Here is a 19,171-nt window from a genome sequence, read left to right as displayed (position 1 = left end):
ATAAGCTTTTTGTAAGATGAAAATATTGCAGTAAAAAGGCTATTACTCTTTATAGACTTCCATTTTTAAACCCATACCATAATTGTTTAAACCAGCGTTTAAAAGATTTGAGTTATCGATGTTTTTTTTGTCAAAAAGAACCCATTGTCCATTGTTTTGAAAAACACGTTTTACAAAGGTAGTTTTTTCAGAAATTTGGTCTGTAAAAGGTAATAAAGGTCTAAACGTTGTCGATACTTTTACAATACCACGTCTAGTTTTAACTTCTTGATATTTTTTATTTGGAAGTAATTTTCCGTTTTTATCTGTAAAGCCTAAAACTTGTATGGAAATGTAAATACCATCTTTTGGTATAAAAATATCAAATCCAGACACATCAAATTCAAAAACAGGTTTGGTGTCTTGCGTGGCAATAAATATTACTTTTTCGTAGGTTAAAACATCACCAGGAAGCCCATTATTGTTTTTGTAAAATTGGACTCTAAATAATGTTGAAAACGGACGTTTTGCTTTATTACTTTTACCTCTTTTGTCCCAATCTTTGGCTTCGGTTTTAATAGGGATTAGCACTTTAGTAACATGCTTTGGCTTGTTGTCTGTGTTTGGGAAAAATACAGCAATTTCGCTTTCAATAGTGGGTAACCAACATTTATAATAGTCGTCGTGCTCAGTTGGTTTAATTGTAACTTCTTTGTGTTTTCCTGAAGGTCTTGCAGTAACGATAACCTCATCTAAAAGATCAGATTGTGGTGTCAAATAAAGGGTGTCTTTTAGCGTTTTTGAAGCAAGTTTGACATCTTTATAACCTAATGCTGAAACGAAAAGGGAATCGATATCTGAATATAGCTTTTTAGTGAATAAAAATTTGCCATCATCATCAGCAAATATTCCATTTCCGTTTCCAAACGAAACTGTAGCAAACGAGACGCCATTTTTTGTAATACTATCAATAATTCTAGTTTGACTAAAACTATTAATTGTAAATAGTATTGAAAGTAAAATAATGAAATATCTAGAGTGCATACAGTCTATTTAATAATGATTAATACCAACGCTTTTTCTTCTTTTTAGAAGCTTCACTTTTACGTCCTTTTTTATGTTTGCTTCCTTTTTTTGCAGATTTATGAATGATTGGTTTTGCTTTTGGGTCTAGTGGGTAAGGATGCTCATCTATAACATCTAATTGTAAATGAATCAGTTTTTGTATCTCCAATAGGTAAGGTTTTTCGTCTGCACTGCAAAGTGAGTATGCCATACCAGTTTGTCCAGCACGAGCAGTACGACCAATTCTGTGGACATAAGTTTCTGGGACATTAGGAAGGTCAAAGTTGACTACCGCATCTAAATTATCAATATCAATACCACGCGCAGCAACATCTGTTGCAATTAATATATTGACTTCTTTTTTCTTAAATTTATTTAATGCTTCTTGTCTTGCAGTTTGACTTTTATCACCATGGATACTGTCCACTTTATAACCGTTTTTAAGCAGCGTTTTTTCTAATTTATCTACACCATATTTAGTACGTCTAAAAATAATGATGTTACCTTTTATGGTGTTTCGTAGTAAATGTAAACCTAATTCTATTTTGTCTTTTTTAGGAACAAAGTATAGTAATTGATTGACATTTTTAGATGTCGAGCTGTTTTGAGCAACCTCTATACGTTGAGGCTCGTTTAATATTGTACTTGCTAATTGTTCTACTTTATAAGGTATCGTTGCCGAAAATAATAGGGTTTGTTTAGTCTTAGGACATAACCTTTCAATTTTTTTGACATCATCGATAAACCCCATGTCTAGCATTAAATCTGCTTCATCTAATACCAAAGTTTGGACATAGTCCAGATTAATAACATCTTGCTTATGTAAATCCAATAAACGTCCTGGCGTTGCAATTAAAATATCAACACCATCACGAAGTATTTCTTTTTGTGGATCGATAGACGCTCCACCAAATATTACTGCGCTTTTTAAGGTGGTGTAAGTCGCATAGGCTTCAAAATTCTCAGCAATTTGTATTGCCAGTTCACGCGTTGGACTAACAATTAATGCTTTAATTTTTCTTCCTTTTTTAGGCGCGTCTTGTTTGTCAAATAATAACTGTAAAATAGGTAATGCAAAAGCAGCTGTTTTACCAGTACCAGTTTGGGCAGAGACAATAACATCTTTTTTGTTAAGTACTACAGGAATTGTTTTTTCTTGTACTAACGTTGGGTTGTCGTATCCTTTTTCGGCAATTGCACGTAAAATAGGTCTATTAAGTTGTAAGTCTTTAAATGACATGAATTAAGATTTGCTACAAAGGTAGTTTTTTCCAAGCATTTATTGAGGCTTAATATTTTTTTACACTACACAAGGTGTTACTTTTTTGCTACTTGGATGGTGTAGGAAGTGACAATATCATTTTTTAGTTTTAAGTGTACGTCAAAAGTACCTATGTTTTTAAATTTACTAGCTAATGTTATCTGACCATTGTCTTGTTTTATGTATTCTAAATCACGAGTAATTTCATTAAAACCAGAATATTCTATTAATGTGACATCCTTGATATTAATGGCATCTGGAATTTTAAAGCTAAAATTTATAACGTCGTTTCTTTTTATGATTGTATTTAAATTTGAAGGGTAAATAGGTGTGATTTGATGTGTAAACGTCTTACCATAAACCATTGGAGATGCTGTATAATCACTTGATATTAAAGTACTATCCAATAACCATTTTTTATTAATTGGATAATGGTTTTTTGCAAATAGAATGGGTTCAGTTAAAAAGTAACCTAAATTATAGTCTTTTATAAAGACATCATTTATAAAATAACCACTAGACCAAGTGGCATCGCATAAATACCATTTGTCGTTTAACTTAACTGCATTCCAAGAATGGTTAACTAACTGTAAGGTATCTACATTAGTGGTTGTGGAACGTCCATAACCATTAATTATTTTACATTCTATATTAGCCAAAAAGCACAACTCTTTAATTAAATAGGCATAACCTGTACACATGGTTTTATTTTGCTTTAATAGTTTTTTTATGGCTTTATTTTTATAAGAATTATTCCAATTTACATAGCCAATACTATCGTTTTTAAATTTTTTTCTGTTTTTACTAACCTTACTATCTTGTGCTAAATCACCTTTAATATTACTGCAAACCCAAGTGTATATTGCTCTAAATTTTTCTGCTTCAGTAGGTAAATTAAAAGTCAAATTATGAGCAAGTAAGGGAAGGTTTTTTAAATCTAAGTTGCTATGACGTTTAGCAATATTATCAGCTCTGGTAAAATTGATGTCATCAAAATCGGTAATTTGAGCTGTTACTATCGTGCAAAGCAAAAAACATAAAAGTAGGCTTAGTTTTTTCATTTTAAAACACTTTATTTTTTAGACGAATAAACCGATTTAACAGCAACTTTACCCATCATAATATAGGAATCGTTACTTAAGCTTACATTTAAAAGTACGTTTGACATGCTATCTGGATTTTGAATAACCATCTTTTTAGACTCATAACCAACATAGTTAAACACTAAAATATCACCTTCTTTTAACTTTTCTGGAAAAATAAACTGTCCATCAAAATCAGTTGTAACGCCTACAGTTGTACCTTGTAAAACTACGTTTGCGCTAGGAAGTGGTAAACCATCGTTGTCATATACAGTTCCTTTTACGGTAATATTAGCTTGATTCTGATTGATTTTTATTTTAGAGGTCATGACTCTGGATAGATTGTCTTGTGCTTTTGCAGTTGTTAAAGAGAATAGGGCTAAACAAGCTAATCCAATGGTGCTTATAAAACTAAGTTTATTTTTTTTAGCTTTAACAGGAAGTGTTGTTAGCTGTGTGTTTTTAAATCTTCCGCAGACGTTGGTGGTTTGTTTAGTGTTGAAGTAAAGACCGATGTCTTCTGTAGTCATTTTAGTAAAATCGATAACCTCTTTTGTGCAAGCGTTACAAAAACCACCTTTAGGTGTAGGCGTAAATTGATTATAATTTTGATTACAAGGCGTCGTGATGTCTAAGTTTATTTGATTTTTCATGATATATAAGTTTAATACATTATTATGTAACAAACCTATGGTAACAATTGAAGTCATAAAACCAACACTTAGTTAATCCTGCTTTTGGATGAGTAAAGCATGTCTTTTACAGAGGAAGCAAAATTACAGTTGGTTGATTATTGACACATTTTAGCAGTAACACCTAATTGATTAGCTAATTTTTTGCGACGTAAAGTAACATTTTGAGGTTTTGTTTTTAAAAACTTAATAGGTAATGTTGAGTGCATTGCAATTGCATCATATGTGGATTTATGCTCAAAAAAACATTCGCTATTATAAATGGTATTGTTATAAGTAAATTCAAACGCTATAACGTACAAGTAGGTTTCAATAGCTTTTTTTGATCCTCCATTAAACGTGGAGTTACTATGCGAATAGTCGTCCACACGCTTATTTATAACTTTAGCAGTTGTATAACTACCATATTTTTTTATTTCGGCTTGCTCATAGTAATACATAAGACTAGAAGGTAATGTATATAACATAAAGGCTAAGCTAAGCGCAATAAAAAGACCTCCAAATATTATAAATCCTAAGCCATTTTCAACTTTAAAGCCTATAAAAGCAAACAAAACACCAAATAAAATTATAGCAAAACCAATTCCTAAAATCCCGAAGTGTGGTTTTATGGCTTGCTTAATAAAGTTTTTACGATCTGAAAAGGTAGTTTTCAATTATAGATTTTAAATACTAAGCAAGTTAATTAAAAACAGATTTATATTTAGACGTTGCATTTATTAAATTAGCAGATAACGATTTTAACCATAGTAATTGGTTGCTTATTAAATGCGCTTCTTGAAGATCTAATAAGGTGTTAGTATCAATCTCAGTCTGACCTGCTTGTATGTCTATATCTCGTTTTTCAGAAAGATTAGCATATTTGTTTTGTAACGTTTGATGTGCTTTATTTACATCGTCTACTTCTGTAAAAGGAATGGTTTTGTCTTGTTCTAATTTTAAAATCACATGCTTTAAAGTGTCTGTAATACCATCAATAATAGTATCAAATTCTTCTGAAGCAGATGTTGTTTTATGATTTAAAATATAACTACCAATAGACGCTACAGCAGATAATATGGTATGATTTAATGTAACGATATCGTAAATTAAAACCGATTCTTTTTGTTTAGATTTTGGGTCTTGCGTTAATCTTTGAAAGGCTGCATTTAGATTACTCATAGCTAAAAAGGCTTCTTTTCTAGAAATTTTATAGTCCAAGTTTTTAGCTTCTTTATTATGGTATAACTGTTTAGTAGCCTTTAAATAATTACTGTTAGATGTAATGGCATTAACTATAACTGCATCTAAATTTTTATATTCCCAACTTGGAAACAATAGGTAATTAGCCAAAACAGCAATGATTGCTCCAATCACAGTATCAATTACTCTGTATTGGATGACATCAAATGCATTTGGATCAATTAAAGCATATACAAAAACAATATTAAGTGTAATAAATGCAGCTCCAGCTTTATAACTTTGTTGGATTAGCGAAAATGCAAAGGTTAAAGATATGACTGCCAATACCATATATACTATGGTATTTTGAGTAATTAATACAACAGTTGTTGCTATAATTGCTCCAATAATAGTCCCTATAATTCGGTTTTTAGAGCGTTCTTTTGTTAATCCATAGTTAGGTCGCATAATAACCACAATGGTTAATACAATCCAATAGGCGTTTTTTAAATCAAAAAGACTTCCTAATAAAAAACCAAATACCATAGCTAAACTCACCCTAAACGCATGTCGTAACATAGGTGATTTTAAGCTAAAATGTTGCCACAAAATGTTTAGTCTATAATCCTGAGAGGTTAAAAATTGTTTAGAATCCTGTGTTTTTAAAGACGCTTTAGTGTTGTCTTTAACTTTACTTAAAACGCGTCTAATTGCTTTAACTTCTTGCAATAATTGTTTTTGGTAATCTTGAAGGTTTCTTAGTGTTATTGCACCTTCTCTAGCTTTTGGTAAGGTTATTTCTGTTACATAATCTTCAATAGCACTATTGGTTTTATCTGCTATTTTAGAAATGGAATCAAAGTCAGGAAGTGTTTCTTTTTTAATTAAAAGTTCTGATAAAGTAATAAGGTGATTTCCTAGTGCTTTATTTAAATCTTTAAAAGGTGTTAAGTATGATTTTTGAAGACCAAATAACGTATCTATTTTAGAATAATCTAAGGTATTTGCTAATGCTAATTCAAAAATATCAACAAGCGATATAAAAATTAAAAGACGTCTCTCATTAGAGTAGGAGCGACCAGAACGTTTTCGGCCTTCCAATAGTAGTTCTCTTAAAGTTTCATGTTTTTCACTTATTTGTGTTTGTAGGATCAGTGCTTTTTTAGCGTATTTTTCTCGTTTATTAGATTTAGTTAGCAGTTTACCCCTAATTTTTAAATACTCGCCAGTTAAAGCTAAAGTGTCAGATAATAACTGGTCGTCATCCTTTTTAGGCGCAATCCATTTAGAAAATAATGAAACCAATAAGTACCATAAACCTCCAACTCCCATTAAACCAACATGCAAAAAAATAGCAACAGGATCTGGTTTGCTAATTGCTAATGCTAAAACAATAGATAATAGTCCAGAAAACGATATTAACGAGGCTCTAAATCCATAGACAGATATTAAACTAATAGCAAAGCTTAACACTGCAATAGCAAGTATTAATAAGACAAAAACAGGTTTAGTAATAAAAATAATAAACGTCACTAACATCGTTAGCACTATACTAATTAGTATCCCATTAATTTTACGTCTTAAACTACCAGGAACATCACTTGGAGCATTCAAAAACGCACCAACAGCTATGGAAGGAGCATAGACAAATAAGTCTATAGCACTAAATATTACTAAAGGTAAAACAGCAGCAATAGTAAGCACGACTCCTCTGTAAAAGCTTGAGCCTTTAAGGAATAATTCGATTGTTTTTAACTGTGTCTTTAGCTTGTTTTGCATTTAAGCAAAGGTAGTTTTTAATGTGAATTGGCTAGATTAATCTTGTGTTAATTATAATTGAAGCAATCCAAAGTCCTTTAATTTTTGCATTTGTTTAGAAAACCAAAAGAGTTCAAAATCTTCAAATTGGGACTCAAAATCTTTTTTTAATGCTGAAAATGAAAGCGCTTTTCCTGTGGTTGGTTTTAAGGTTTCAAGCGTATCTAGCAACCATTCACCTTCAGGCTTATTGACTGTAATTTGAAGTTGATCCGTTTTATCATGAAACGTTAGCTCCAGCAATTCATTTACAAATCCTTTTTTAGTTTTTGTGTATTCTCTAACTAAAGGTAAATTACCTAACCACACTATTTTTGCAGTTGGCTTAGTTGTTAAGCTAGCTGGTGTGTTTAAGCAATCCTCGATGTAATAAGGTGTAATTGTACTTTGCGGAATGTCAAAATCAAACCATTCTTGTAAGTCCATGTCAAAACCAATACCATGCATAAAATTAAATAACGATTTTTTTAAACCGAAACTAAACATATTATGGTCAATGCCAGTTTTGTCCGTAAAATCAATATCATTATTTGCAAATGTTATAGACTTGTAATTTGGTGTAATCCCATAGTCTGAAGGGTTTAACCCAATAGGACTATGTGCTGTTAACGCAAATTGATGCCAAAATCCAGATTGTATTATACCTAACTCAAATAACTGTCTAACCATCTCTAAACTATCAACAGTTTCTTGTACTGTTTGTGTAGGATAACCATACATTAAATAGGAGTGGACCATGATGTTAGCTTGTGTAAAGTTACGCGTAACTTGTGCGACTTGCTCCACAGTTACACCTTTATCAATTAGCTTTAATAGTCTGTCTGATGCTACTTCTAAACCTCCTGAGACTGCAATACAACCTGAGGCTTTTAGTAAGTAACATAAATCTTGTGTAAAGTTTTTTTCAAACCTGATGTTGGTCCACCATGTAACGGTTAATTGACGTTTTAAAATCTCTAAAGCCAAGGCTTTCATTAACGCAGGAGGAGCAGCTTCGTCCACAAAATGAAATCCGTTTTCTCCTGTTTGTGCAATTAGCTGTTCCATTCTATCCACTAAAAGGGACGCAGCAATGGGTTCGTAAATTTTAATATAATCTAAAGATATGTCACAAAAGGTACATTTTCCCCAATAACAACCATGAGCCATAGTTAGCTTATTCCAACGTCCATCGCTCCATAAACTGTGCATTGGATTAGCAATTTCAATAACCGAAATATAATCTTCTAGCAACAAATCTGAATAATCTGGTGTGCCAACTTGTAGTTGTTTGTAATCAGGTCGTGTGGTGTTGTTTTTATATACAACTGTATCCTTGTCAAGAATAAAAGTTCTTTTAAATTCTTGTTCAGAAAGAGTTTTATTTTGAGTATTACATACGTTTTGGTGCAATAACTCAATTGGCAGTTCGCCATCATCTAAAGTAATAAAGTCAAAAAAGTCAAAAACACGTGTGTCTGTGACCTGACGTAATTCGGTATTAGGAAAACCTCCACCAATTGCTATTTTAATTTCAGGATAATTGGCTTTTATAAATTGTGCGCATCTAAATGCACTGTATAAATTCCCTGGAAAGGGAACCGAAAAACAAATTAACTTTGGTTGTACCGTTTTTAGTTTGTTTTCTAATATGTTTAGTGTTAGGTCGTCTATAAATGTTGGTTTATTTTGCAAGCTATCGTATAGCTCGTCAAACGCATTGGCACTTTGTCCTAAACGCTCAGCATATCTGCTAAACCCAAAATTAGGATCGATACACTCAATAATAAAATCCGATAAATCCTCAAGATATAAGGTTGCTAAATGCTTGGCCTTATCTTGCATTCCCATTTCGCCAAAAGCCCAATCCATATCTTCTAGTTGTTCAAATCTAGAGGCTTGTGGTAGGAAATTTGTGGTGCATATTTGTCTTGCTAAGGTTTGATTTTTACCTTGAAGAAACAAAATTATAGCATCTAAAGGCTGTAAATAATCCGCTTTTAACGTGTAAATACGTTGACAGTTTTCTGTTGCAATTGAATCGTTTTCTATTGCTAAATCAAAAAGTTTTTCAAATGTTTTTTTACTGAATAATTCTAAAATCACCTCAATCCCTAAATCCATCTGAAAGGCAGAAACACCTATCGTTTTTAAAAATCCTTTTAAATAGGCAGTTGCAGGATAAGGTGTGTTTAATTGCGTAAAAGGAGGCGTTATTAGTAAAAGATCTTTCAAAAAAATGGCTTTAAAATAGATTGCAGCAAAGATAAGTTAATGTAGCTTATCGGTTTTGTGTTCTATTAGTTTTTTATAAAAGCAGCTAGTTTTTGACGTTTTTTAAGTGGAATCGCATCATTATGTACAATTAAAGCTAATTGTGATTGGTCTTTTTGTTTCGCATAAAGCAAGGTGAATAATTGCGCTGTGGTTAAGCGCTCTGTTGCAGCTTGTACCAAAATCATTTTATCTCCAGGTTTTATCAAGCCTTCTTCCAAAACACGAACGTAAGTTCCTGGTCGTGCATGCTTAATAAATTGTTTAAGAATTGTTTGCGTACCAAAACGGATGCCTAATTTAAAACAAGGTTCTCTGGGTTGCGTGACTTGTACTAAAGCAGTGCCAATTTTATAAATATCACCAACAGTTATTTTAGTTTCGTCTAGACCTTTAACGGTTAGATTTTCGCCAAAAATCCCGTAATTAAAATCTAAATTGGGATATAAGTTTTGCCAATACGCATAATGGTCTTCCGAAAATAAATAACAGGCTTTAAAAATGCCACCATGATGTTTGCGGTCAGAGACCTCATCGCCTTTAACGTCTTCTTTTTCTAGATAAATACCTTCTTTTGTAGGGTATTTATAAATTCCGGTTGTTTGTGTTTTTCCATTCCAAACAATGGTTGTTGGTTTTGCTATGTTGGTAGACGTGATTTTCATAAACTTTAATTACTATTAAAATACCAAAAAGGGATATTTAAAAGTGTTGTTTTAATAAACGCACTATCCTTTTTAACCAGTCTGTTTATAGTTAACACGTGTTTGCCTTCAGTAATGTTTTTTAAAGATAAAACGGTTTCAAAACCTTGCTGATTATTATTGTGTTTAGCATAAATAAAGTCAGGATTATCATAGTCCAAACTGTCTATTTTAAAACTATAAATATTAGATAGTGTTAGCATGTAATCTGCTTTAAGACGGTCTCGACTGTTTTTTGCAATCATTTGATTGGTAGAGGTAAAAATATCCGATTTTAAGCCACGTTTATCCTGTTCTGGTTTAAGGGATTTGTTGTACTCAAAAATAACGTCTTCTATATCATTTTGGTATTCTATAAAAACAGGTAAATAGTTGGTGTTTATTATTTTAGAAGGAATAGAGGCATCTGAAATAAATAAACCTTTTTCTGTGATGCTTTCGTCATAATTATTAGCATTAGCAATAAAACTATTAGAGTCATCCATTACTGAAAAATAGTTAGAACGATTATAACTATATGAAGCTAATAATATAATAACAAAATAAATAGGAATTAAAGTAAAGCTTAGTCGTTTACCAAAGCGGTTATCCAAAAAATTATGAACTAATGGACGATATAAAAAGGACAGTGTTAAATAGCTAAACACCCAATAAAACGGAAAGTAAATTTTTGCTAACCATTTGTTTTTTTTAAGATAGCCTTGTGTGACAAAATCTAAAAAAGTAAGCAGCATCCCAATAAGTATAAAAAACAATAATACCATGCCTATTACAAATAACAAAAAGTGTTGATTTTCGTGATTACGAAGAAACAGATAGGCAATTGCGACAATACTTCCTATTACAATAAATACGGATAGTATATAAAAAATCAGCAAAAACGAAACCGCAAAAAGGATACTACAATAATCCTCTAGTTTAGCAATATACTTATCAAAAGAACCTACTTTTTTACGTAAATAACGGTCAAATTTAGGCCTGTAATTTAATTTTTTATAGTCTATATCTCCTGAGACGTAACGTAATCCTAAGGCACCAATCCATAAACCTCTTAGTATAACATGAAGTAATAATGTAAATAGTAAAATGGAACAAGAGATAAGCGCAATCATTAAGATTGTGGTTAAATACGAGTTACTTTCGTTTTGAGAAATATTGAAATATAACTCTAAGGGTTCAAACGCTTGTGATAATCCGTAAATCGAAAACCCAGAAATAATTAATTCTAACTGCCAACTTTCTTGTTGTAGTTTGTCAAGCCAAGCTTTAAAAGCTTTGGATCTATAATTATTTTGCATGGTGTTACTCTGGTTGGTTTTTGTAAATATAGAGTAAATATTGAAAAACTACTTTTCGTTATTTAAAATAGTAGCAACTGCTTGTTTGTATTTTACAGGATTACTAGCCTTTTTGATGGCTTTGTAAGTTTTTTGAGGATTAGAAAACGACTGCGAGAAAAACTCCCAAAAGCCTAACATTTTCATTTTTATTGGTGTTGGACCAGAAAGGTAGTCGTCGTACTGTTGGTAAATCGTATCATGAAACTGACTAAAAATTTCCCAACGGTCTTTAGGATATGCAGTGGTGTTATTTTTAATCATACTTGGTAAAAACGGATCTGCAATTAGTCCACGACCAATCATAAAATGATCAATACTAGGAAAGCGTGCTTCCATAGTTTTAAAAGCGTCTACAGATGTAATATCACCATTGTAATATAACTTGTGTTTTGTGCCAGTAATACAACGCTCAAACGCTTCCAAATCTACAGGTCCTTTGTATAATTGTTTACCAATTCTGGCATGTATCGCAATATTTTTAAGTGGATAACTGTCTAGAATAGGGAAGGTGTCTAAAATTTCGGCAGCATGTTCATAACCCATTCTCATTTTCATGGAAACCGTTATGTCGCTCTCGTTATGTGCACGTTTTAAAATCTCGTCAATTTTTGTAGGATTGCATATCAAACCAGAACCCATTCCGGATTTAGTAACCATTGGATAAGGACAACCTAAATTCCAGTTTAACTCTTTATAACCTAAACTTTGAACATAATCTACGACAAACATAAACTCGTCAGCATCATTTGTCATGACTTGTGGAATCACATTTAAAGTCGTGTTATTTTCTGGTTGTAAATCTAATTGATACGATTGCTTAATTCTTAGCTTTCCGTTAAGTCTAATATAAGGTGCATAAAACGTATCAATACCACCAAAATAATGATGAAACGCGTTACGGAATCTAAAATCCGTAAAACCTTGTAAAGGAGAAGAGAGTAATGTAATTGACATTTAAATGTAAAACAGGTAAAATTAATTAGGCAAATATACCTTCAATTAATTAGAATTTAGCGGTTTTAAAAAAACCTAAGAATAGAATTAAATTTTACACTTTAAAAATCAGTTAAAATTACTCAACATCAGGTAGTTTGTAGCTTTTGTAAGCACCTAAAATTCCGAATAAAGATAAAATTAAAACCACGCCTTCAATAGATATTGATGATACTAATGCACTTAAACCACCAGTAAATAATAAAATTATACCAATAACAGTATTACTAACAGAAACGTAGTCTGTACGTTGGTTGCCTTTAGCCATATCTACAATGTAAGTTTTACGACCTAGTCGGACGCCTCCATGAGCAATTCCTAAAATAAAAAAAGCTACAGGATATAACCAAACTAGACTTCTAACAGTGTCAAAATAGGTAATTATAAAAAATAAGATAATCCCTAAACCTGATGCAATTAATACAGCAATTGCCATCACATTTTTACTGGATTTGTCAGCTAGTTTTCCCCAAGTTGGCGAGCTTACAATGGATGCGATCCCTTTGGCTATAATAAACAATCCAAGCAAATAAACTTCCTTGCCAATGTATTTTTGCGCTAATAATATGTAGTAAGGTGCTGTTAAAGCAGAACATAATAATAGCGATCGTGCGATTACAAAATTTCTAAAATGCGCATCTTTTTTTAATAGTTTTAATTTTGAAATAAAAGACGTTTTGTCGTTGTCCGAAGCATCAGTATCTTCCGGAAACTCCTTAATTCTAGAATAAATTACAGCAGCAATTAACCACATTGCCGAAGCAAAAAAGATTAAATAGCTATAGAAGGTAATGGTTTGTTCGCTTTTAGATTGATATAAAATAAACAATCCAGCAGCAAGTACTAATATTCCAGAAACAGATACAGTGTAACCTTTAAGTTTACCGCGTCTTGTTTTTGGAATGGTTTTTCCAGTCACATCCTTTGACGATAACGAGCAAATACTTCTGGACAAACTAAATATTATAACAGCTATAATAATTAGCCATCCTGCAGTTGTACCTTCAAAATTTAAAGCTATAAAACCAATAGACGCAATTGCTAAAAATTGTAAAAAAGAGCCAAAAACCCAAATCCATTTTCTAACAGGTTGCTTTTTGACATATTTTGATAAAAATACTTGCGGAACCATAGAACCTGATTCTCTAATAGGTACAATTAAACTAATTAAATATACAGGAGCACTAACATAACTCATCAACCATGTTAAGACCGTTTTTGGATTGCTTAATGTGTCTCCTAATTTGGTAAACACACTACTAAAAATCAGTAAAAAATAGTTTTTTGGTACAGCGTCACAAGCTTGCTCAGTAATGTCTTTGCAAACACGTTCTTCCGTTTCGTTGTTTAAAAAGCGATATAGTTTTTCGGTTATGGACAAAAGGTTACTTGCTAAATTGAATTAATAATAATACCACAATAGCTATAATTAAAAAGATAATTACCGTGTCTTTAAATTTGCTAGAGGTATCTGATATAATATGACCACTAGTTGTTTTAATAGGATCAGTACCTAAGGTTTCCATGTCTGGGAAATCTGTTGAAATCGTGTGTGGTCTTCCGTCGTAAAAATTAGGATTTTGTTCTAAATTTTCGACTATAATTTTACTTTCATAAAGACCAACATCCAATTGTTCTCTAACGGTTTTAATAGCTTGAAGCTTTTTGCCTTTAGATAATAAATTTAGGATGTTGGTCTTATTGATTTCAATACTGTTTATAACAATAGTCATTAGTATTCAGTTGCAGCTTTTAAAGCCTCTAAACCACCAACAACAGGTAACGTTAATGTAGTTTTGTCTAAATCTACTGTTAACTCAGTACCAGGTTTTGGATGGATTGTAAAGTCTTTATCGCTAGAAAAGATAATTAATCCTATTTGCTGACCAGCTTTAATAATTTGATCATCTGGTTGTAATTTAAACGTTAAGTCATAAAATTTACCAGGTTTTAAAGGTTCGCTTTCGGTTAACGACTTATAGTTTTGAGGATCAGCCCAACCACGTGTAATAATATTATCAGTTAATACTTTGGCGTCGTCTGTATATGGTAACGAGACTAACCAAACCGATAAATTAGCAGCAGGTTTACTACTAGATAAGCTTATGCTAATAGTACTTTCTCCAGATACATGTAAGTCTTGTTTTAAAGTTGGTGTTGCGTATAATAATCTGTGTGTTGAGTTTGATGCTTGCGCATGGTCTTTCCCAGAAATGGTAAAATCGTCTACTAACGTTTCTGTTTTTTGACGTTTGCTAGCTTTTGTAGTTAGCATTCCCATTTGGTTACCACCTTTATTTAAATATAAAGTCACGTCTTTAGCCTCTGGATTTGGATAAGCATCATAAGCAGTTGGTTGATCACGTTTATCATTTTCTCTAACAATCCAAGCTTGTTTATCGTTTTCTACACCATTTTCTACACCATGTAAATAACGTGTAAACCAACGGTTCATCATAGTCATTGGTGGTGGTCCACCATGTCCATTTTGGTGGTAGTAAATTTGGGTTGGTAATCCCATTGCTTTGGCCTTTTGGTAAATACGGTTACTGTGTTCTGGCATTACATTCCAGTCGTTAAAACCATGAGACATTAATAATGCAGCTTTCATACCATCCATTTGGTTAAGGTAATCACGATCATTCCAGAAGTCGTTTAAATCTCCTGTTTTTCTGTCCATTCCGTTAGCCATTTCTGTATCTCTAACCGTTTTGTTGTTGTAAGGACGTTTGCTCTCGTCACCACTATGTATAAAATCGTATAGTACATCAATATCTTCACCTAAATAACCTCCAGGATGACGCACTAAACCGTTAGATCTGTAGTAGTGATATGATGAGGTGTTAGGTGCAATTGGGATAATAGCCTCTAAACCCTCCACTCCAGTTGTCGCAGCAGCTAATGGTAATGTACCATTGTACGACGTCCCTGTCATACCAACTTTTCCTGTAGACCAAAAGGCTTTAACCTCTTCATCACCATCAGGTGTTGTGTATCCTTTAACACGACCATTTAACCAGTCAATAACTGCTTTAGGTGCTAACGCTTCGTTTGGTCCACCAACGGTTGGACTACCTTGCGATAATCCTGTACCTGGAGACGACGAGTGTACAACAATATAACCACGAGGCACCCATTTAGAGATATGCGAATTTGATATAATTGGACGCTCTCCTAAACGTTTTACCTCAGGATGTGCACGCTCTTGTGTTGGTAACTCACCTAACTCATGCTCTACATTCCACATAATACCAGGAACATCTGGTGCGACTCCAGCAAAATAAGGACTAGTCACGTATATTACAGGTAATTTTAAACCTTCAGTATCTGTTTGTTTTGGTCTAGTTACAGACACGTGCACACGATCTAATGTGTCGTCTCCATCTGTATTAAATGTAGTTTGTACCCAAAGGTCATGCCTTATGTAATCTTTGTAGTTGCTAAATCCTTCGACAATTTGCGCTTCTCCATTTTCAAAAACAGGAACCGTTTTGTCTTGTGCAAAACCCATTGTAGCCACTAAAAATAGTGCTGCAAAAAGCCTTGACGTCATGCTTAATGTTGTCATAATAACTGGTTGTAAAGTTTGTTGGTTACAAGTTAGTTATTTTTTATAACACCTAAAGCGCTTAAATGTTAAGGGAATTGTAAATGTTTTAAAGCTGAATTTTAGCGCGTTTATTACAGCTAATTTTTACTAAACCCAATACTACACTAGATTTTAGCGTCTTTTTTTGAGTCTAGACTGAGTGTCTTTAAAAATTAAATAACTTAACACGCCAAGTATAACTACTAATCCAATGGATTTATAAGCGTTATCGTTTTTAGGAAATTCATTTATGGCTAAATCAATTAGAGTTGCTAAGCAAGCACTAGGTATACTACTAATCTTGTAGTGTTGCGTTTTATATTGGTTAACTTTTTAATGCTGAGTAGTATTGCACTTTTAATTATTAAGCGGAAAGGTCACACCAACAGCAATTGCGCCAGCAAATTGTTTAACCGAAGGTTGAAAAAAATAGGTGAAGCCTAAATCTACATTATTATTTTTTCCTAGTTCTAAACCAAACGCTAACGGAATATGATAAATAATTCCACCTTTGTCCACAAAATCAAAAGCAGTTAAGGTTTTAAAAGATCCTATGGATGTTCCGATACCTAATTCTAGATAAGGCGCAACCCATGGAATTGGTGCACGTAATCTGGCCTTACCACCAAGTAAAAATGCTTTAGTTTCGGAAACCTCAAAGGTAGGATTGTTGTTTAAATCCTTACCATTAGAGTTTGTTATAATAAAACCAGCGTAAGGTCTTAACTCTAACCAAGATTTTACTTTAAGTACTAATTCTGTTTGTGCAAAAACACCTTTGTCTGCTACGTCTGTAATACTGTTATAAGGTACAGAAATACCATAACCCAATTGTACATTTAACGATTTGTCTTTGGTAATTTGTGCTTGAGTAACCATTGTAGTTAATACAAGTAGCAATAGGGTAAGGGTGTTTTTCATTTTTGGTTTTGGTGGTTGGTTGTTTTGTTAGGTTTTAATTGTGAAAAGTAGTTAGTGACAAGCCATGGTCTATCACCATTATTGCAATAGTTTTTTTAAAATGTTAAAGATTATTCTGGTCTTTCAGGAATATAAACAACGTCTACATTTATTGTGTTTCCATATGTTACGACTATGGAACATAATACAGAAACACTTTTTCCATTGTGGTTAGCAGGTTTCATTATAGGCATTTTTCTAAGCACTCTTAAGATTTCTGCTTGAATGGTTACTTCTGAATCTCTCACTTTCATTCCTGTTAAATTACCGTCTTCGTTGATAATAAAAAAGGCGTCCACTTGTTTAGGATCAGAAAGATTTAAATCTTTAGAGACACTTAAGTTAAACTCTCTTTTAATGAACGTCGCTATTTTATTATCAAAACAGGCTCTTGTTTCTTCTTTTGAGAGCGCTTCACAACCATTATAGACTGGAGCAAGGTCTACATCTTTTAATAGCATACTATTGTCGGTAGTATAAGTTGCTAAACCGTCATCATGCGACACAATGCTGCATAAACTTAATAAAGCCTGTTCTTCAGCTGCTGTCATATTACCTTGAGCCATCACTTGTTCCTGAACAGCATTTATTTTTGTCATTAAATCACTTTCTGTGGTTTTTAACGCGTTAGATTCTTCCTTACAAGAAAAGCACAGTAAAACACTAAAAATGATTGAATTGACCATTATATTTTGGAATCCAAATTTTGTTTTACGATTAAATTTGTATTTCATGAGTTTTGATTTTTATGCTGGTTAAAAACGTGATTGTGTTTGGTTAGTTACGTGGTTTGTGTGCGTAATTTAGTAAATAAGAACTTGACGGAAAATTCGTGAGGATTTCGTGAGGAGGTGAGGATTAACCATTAATTATTAACGTTGTTATGGCAAGTTTTTTCACAATACATTTCCATTTAATCTTTCAGCGTAGGTTAAAAACCATACACCATTCATTGAAGTGCCTGCTCCAGGATAAGCCTCAACCATTGAGAATTTTAGCCTTCTTCCTGGTATCATTAATGCTTTAAAATTAAAAGCACAGGCGTGGCACATTTTATTATTGTCAAGAAATTCAATTCTGTCCATTACGACATCCCATTCTTCGCCAGTTATATCACGCCAATAATCATCAGTATTTTCCATTCTTATAATTCTAATCCTAAAGGAACCGAAATCTTTTTCTACATCTGTAATGATACCATATAAAAAACCATAGTTCGTATAAACATCCGAACCAATTTCTTTAGCATATTCAATATGTTCTTCATCAATTAGCATTGGGCTATTAAAAGCATGAAATTCTTTATCATCATCATTTGGTGGTGGTGGTAAAGCAGCTTCATACCTTTGTTTATTTGCCTCGTTCCAACCTTTTTTAATTGCTTGAATTCTTTTCCTTTTAGAAGGATGAGTTTCTGTATCTGATAATGTTCCTAATAAGTCAATTGCTTTACTTGCATCTTCCAAACTAGCTCCCATTTTATAAAGAACGAAGCCAGAAAATTTATCGGCTTCTAATTCCGCTTTTAATTGGTCTGAAGATGAACTTAAAGTATGTCCAGATAAGTGATGTCCTATTTCGTGTGCCAAAATTGAAATAGAACTCCAACGTGATTTAGTGGACCTATCTGTATAATCAAACAGTCTTTCGTCATAAAGTATATATCGTTGATTTTCGATAATAGTTGCGACTGCATTTTGTATATTGGCTTTGTAAATTTCAAAATTTGATGGAATTCCGGAATATGATAGAATTTTATTTATAATATCGACTTCTCGAGTATTTGGAAGTGAAATTTCCAAATTATTCTCTTCAAACGCATAATTGTATCCACAACCTAAATTAACATTTTTAATTTTTCCAATTTCATTTTCGCTCATGGGAATTATAATGGATGCTTTTATATCTATTGGTTCAGTCGGTATATCTTCAATTTTAGTGTTGCGTTTATTCTGTTTACAACTTATTATCGAAATCGAAATCAGAAATGTTAATAGTGTTTTTCTCATTTTTTTCAAATTTGCCCTAACGTATATGTATTAGATTGGTGGCGTGTTTAAGCGCCTAACTTAGCAAATAAACATCAGATAGAAAATCCTTGAGGATTTTTGCAAGTAGGCTAGAAACAAGCAATTAATTATACACGTCTTAAGTTTGTCTTTCATTAAATTTAACTAATAAATAGAAAGAACAAAAGAGAGAAATAAGATTAGTATACACGGTGAAGCTTTAGACTTCGACAACATTGATAATCCTCTCTCTTTTTCTACTAAG

Annotated in this window: 16 protein-coding genes; all 16 read right to left on the bottom strand. The window is 32.5% G+C overall.

From position 1 onward, the window contains the following. Positions 1-42: 42 nt before the first annotated feature. The 16 genes from V6251_RS13915 to V6251_RS13840 all read right to left on the bottom strand — a co-directional run bounded on the left by V6251_RS13915 (position 43) and on the right by V6251_RS13840 (position 18,906). Positions 43-1,023 carry a hypothetical protein gene (locus V6251_RS13915; protein ID WP_341588794.1) on the bottom strand — a complete coding sequence of 327 codons (981 nt, stop codon included), beginning with the start codon at positions 1,021-1,023 and terminating at the stop codon, positions 43-45. Between the two features lie 19 nt (positions 1,024-1,042). Continuing rightward, positions 1,043-2,284 carry a DEAD/DEAH box helicase gene (locus tag V6251_RS13910; RefSeq protein ID WP_292943784.1) on the bottom strand — a complete coding sequence of 414 codons (1,242 nt, stop codon included), beginning with the start codon at positions 2,282-2,284 and terminating at the stop codon, positions 1,043-1,045. A 77-nt stretch (positions 2,285-2,361) separates the two neighbouring features. Then, positions 2,362-3,366, bottom strand: coding sequence for a transglutaminase domain-containing protein (locus tag V6251_RS13905; protein WP_341588793.1), 1,005 nt, complete (start codon positions 3,364-3,366; stop codon positions 2,362-2,364). Positions 3,367-3,377: 11 nt separating this feature from the next. After that, the gene (locus V6251_RS13900) at positions 3,378-4,040 is read right to left on the bottom strand and encodes a carboxypeptidase-like regulatory domain-containing protein (protein ID WP_341588792.1); all 663 of its coding nucleotides are present in this window, start codon (positions 4,038-4,040) and stop codon (positions 3,378-3,380) included. Between the two features lie 137 nt (positions 4,041-4,177). Further along, positions 4,178-4,735 (bottom strand): hypothetical protein, encoded by a 558-nt coding sequence (locus tag V6251_RS13895; RefSeq protein WP_341588791.1) that lies wholly within the window; start codon positions 4,733-4,735, stop codon positions 4,178-4,180. 25 nt (positions 4,736-4,760) lie between these two features. Beyond that, the gene (locus V6251_RS13890) at positions 4,761-7,019 is read right to left on the bottom strand and encodes an FUSC family protein (RefSeq protein ID WP_341588790.1); all 2,259 of its coding nucleotides are present in this window, start codon (positions 7,017-7,019) and stop codon (positions 4,761-4,763) included. 51 nt (positions 7,020-7,070) lie between these two features. Then, positions 7,071-9,272 carry a B12-binding domain-containing radical SAM protein gene (locus V6251_RS13885; RefSeq protein WP_341588789.1) on the bottom strand — a complete coding sequence of 734 codons (2,202 nt, stop codon included), beginning with the start codon at positions 9,270-9,272 and terminating at the stop codon, positions 7,071-7,073. Between the two features lie 65 nt (positions 9,273-9,337). Beyond that, positions 9,338-9,976, bottom strand: a complete 639-nt coding sequence (locus V6251_RS13880) for an MOSC domain-containing protein (RefSeq protein WP_341588788.1) — start codon at positions 9,974-9,976, stop codon at positions 9,338-9,340. Between the two features lie 5 nt (positions 9,977-9,981). Continuing rightward, positions 9,982-11,313 carry a hypothetical protein gene (locus V6251_RS13875; RefSeq protein WP_341588787.1) on the bottom strand — a complete coding sequence of 444 codons (1,332 nt, stop codon included), beginning with the start codon at positions 11,311-11,313 and terminating at the stop codon, positions 9,982-9,984. Between the two features lie 48 nt (positions 11,314-11,361). Next, on the bottom strand, positions 11,362-12,309 hold the full coding sequence (locus tag V6251_RS13870) for a tRNA dihydrouridine synthase (RefSeq protein WP_341588786.1): 948 nt from the start codon (positions 12,307-12,309) through the stop codon (positions 11,362-11,364). A gap of 118 nt (positions 12,310-12,427) precedes the next feature. After that, entirely contained in the window at positions 12,428-13,729 is a 1,302-nt protein-coding gene (locus tag V6251_RS13865; RefSeq protein ID WP_341588785.1) for an MFS transporter, read from the bottom strand. A gap of 4 nt (positions 13,730-13,733) precedes the next feature. Then, complete coding sequence (locus V6251_RS13860) at positions 13,734-14,081, bottom strand: hypothetical protein (RefSeq protein WP_341588784.1); 348 nt, start codon at positions 14,079-14,081, stop codon at positions 13,734-13,736. Beyond that, positions 14,081-15,916, bottom strand: a complete 1,836-nt coding sequence (locus V6251_RS13855) for a Xaa-Pro dipeptidyl-peptidase (RefSeq protein ID WP_445933624.1) — start codon at positions 15,914-15,916, stop codon at positions 14,081-14,083. Before V6251_RS13855 ends, V6251_RS13860 begins: the two co-directional genes overlap by 1 nt. Positions 15,917-16,294: 378 nt before the next feature. Continuing rightward, on the bottom strand, positions 16,295-16,858 hold the full coding sequence (locus tag V6251_RS13850; protein WP_341588783.1) for a hypothetical protein: 564 nt from the start codon (positions 16,856-16,858) through the stop codon (positions 16,295-16,297). Between the two features lie 110 nt (positions 16,859-16,968). Beyond that, complete coding sequence (locus tag V6251_RS13845; protein WP_341588782.1) at positions 16,969-17,631, bottom strand: hypothetical protein; 663 nt, start codon at positions 17,629-17,631, stop codon at positions 16,969-16,971. Between the two features lie 162 nt (positions 17,632-17,793). Then, the gene (locus tag V6251_RS13840; protein WP_341588781.1) at positions 17,794-18,906 is read right to left on the bottom strand and encodes a hypothetical protein; all 1,113 of its coding nucleotides are present in this window, start codon (positions 18,904-18,906) and stop codon (positions 17,794-17,796) included. Positions 18,907-19,171: the final 265 nt, after the last annotated feature.

Origin of the sequence: Olleya sp. Ti.3.14, assembly GCF_038154885.1 — a bacterium.
Lineage (GTDB): Bacteria > Bacteroidota > Bacteroidia > Flavobacteriales > Flavobacteriaceae > Olleya.
Note: the sequence above shows the minus strand (reverse complement) of the source record. Positions and strands in the feature narration are given on the sequence as shown.

Excerpts from the sequence above, each read along its gene's own strand:
- V6251_RS13915 (WP_341588794.1), bottom strand. The coding sequence starts at position 1,023 with ATGCACTCTAGATATTTCATTATTTTACTTTCAATACTATTTACAATT.
- V6251_RS13910 (WP_292943784.1), bottom strand. The coding sequence starts at position 2,284 with ATGTCATTTAAAGACTTACAACTTAATAGACCTATTTTACGTGCAATT.
- V6251_RS13905 (WP_341588793.1), bottom strand. The coding sequence starts at position 3,366 with ATGAAAAAACTAAGCCTACTTTTATGTTTTTTGCTTTGCACGATAGTA.
- V6251_RS13900 (WP_341588792.1), bottom strand. The coding sequence starts at position 4,040 with ATGAAAAATCAAATAAACTTAGACATCACGACGCCTTGTAATCAAAAT.
- V6251_RS13890 (WP_341588790.1), bottom strand. The coding sequence starts at position 7,019 with ATGCAAAACAAGCTAAAGACACAGTTAAAAACAATCGAATTATTCCTT.
- V6251_RS13880 (WP_341588788.1), bottom strand. The coding sequence starts at position 9,976 with ATGAAAATCACGTCTACCAACATAGCAAAACCAACAACCATTGTTTGG.
- V6251_RS13875 (WP_341588787.1), bottom strand. The coding sequence starts at position 11,313 with ATGCAAAATAATTATAGATCCAAAGCTTTTAAAGCTTGGCTTGACAAA.
- V6251_RS13870 (WP_341588786.1), bottom strand. The coding sequence starts at position 12,309 with ATGTCAATTACATTACTCTCTTCTCCTTTACAAGGTTTTACGGATTTT.
- V6251_RS13860 (WP_341588784.1), bottom strand. The coding sequence starts at position 14,081 with ATGACTATTGTTATAAACAGTATTGAAATCAATAAGACCAACATCCTA.
- V6251_RS13855 (WP_445933624.1), bottom strand. The coding sequence starts at position 15,916 with ATGACAACATTAAGCATGACGTCAAGGCTTTTTGCAGCACTATTTTTA.
- V6251_RS13850 (WP_341588783.1), bottom strand. The coding sequence starts at position 16,858 with ATGAAAAACACCCTTACCCTATTGCTACTTGTATTAACTACAATGGTT.
- V6251_RS13845 (WP_341588782.1), bottom strand. The coding sequence starts at position 17,631 with ATGAAATACAAATTTAATCGTAAAACAAAATTTGGATTCCAAAATATA.
- V6251_RS13840 (WP_341588781.1), bottom strand. The coding sequence starts at position 18,906 with ATGAGAAAAACACTATTAACATTTCTGATTTCGATTTCGATAATAAGT.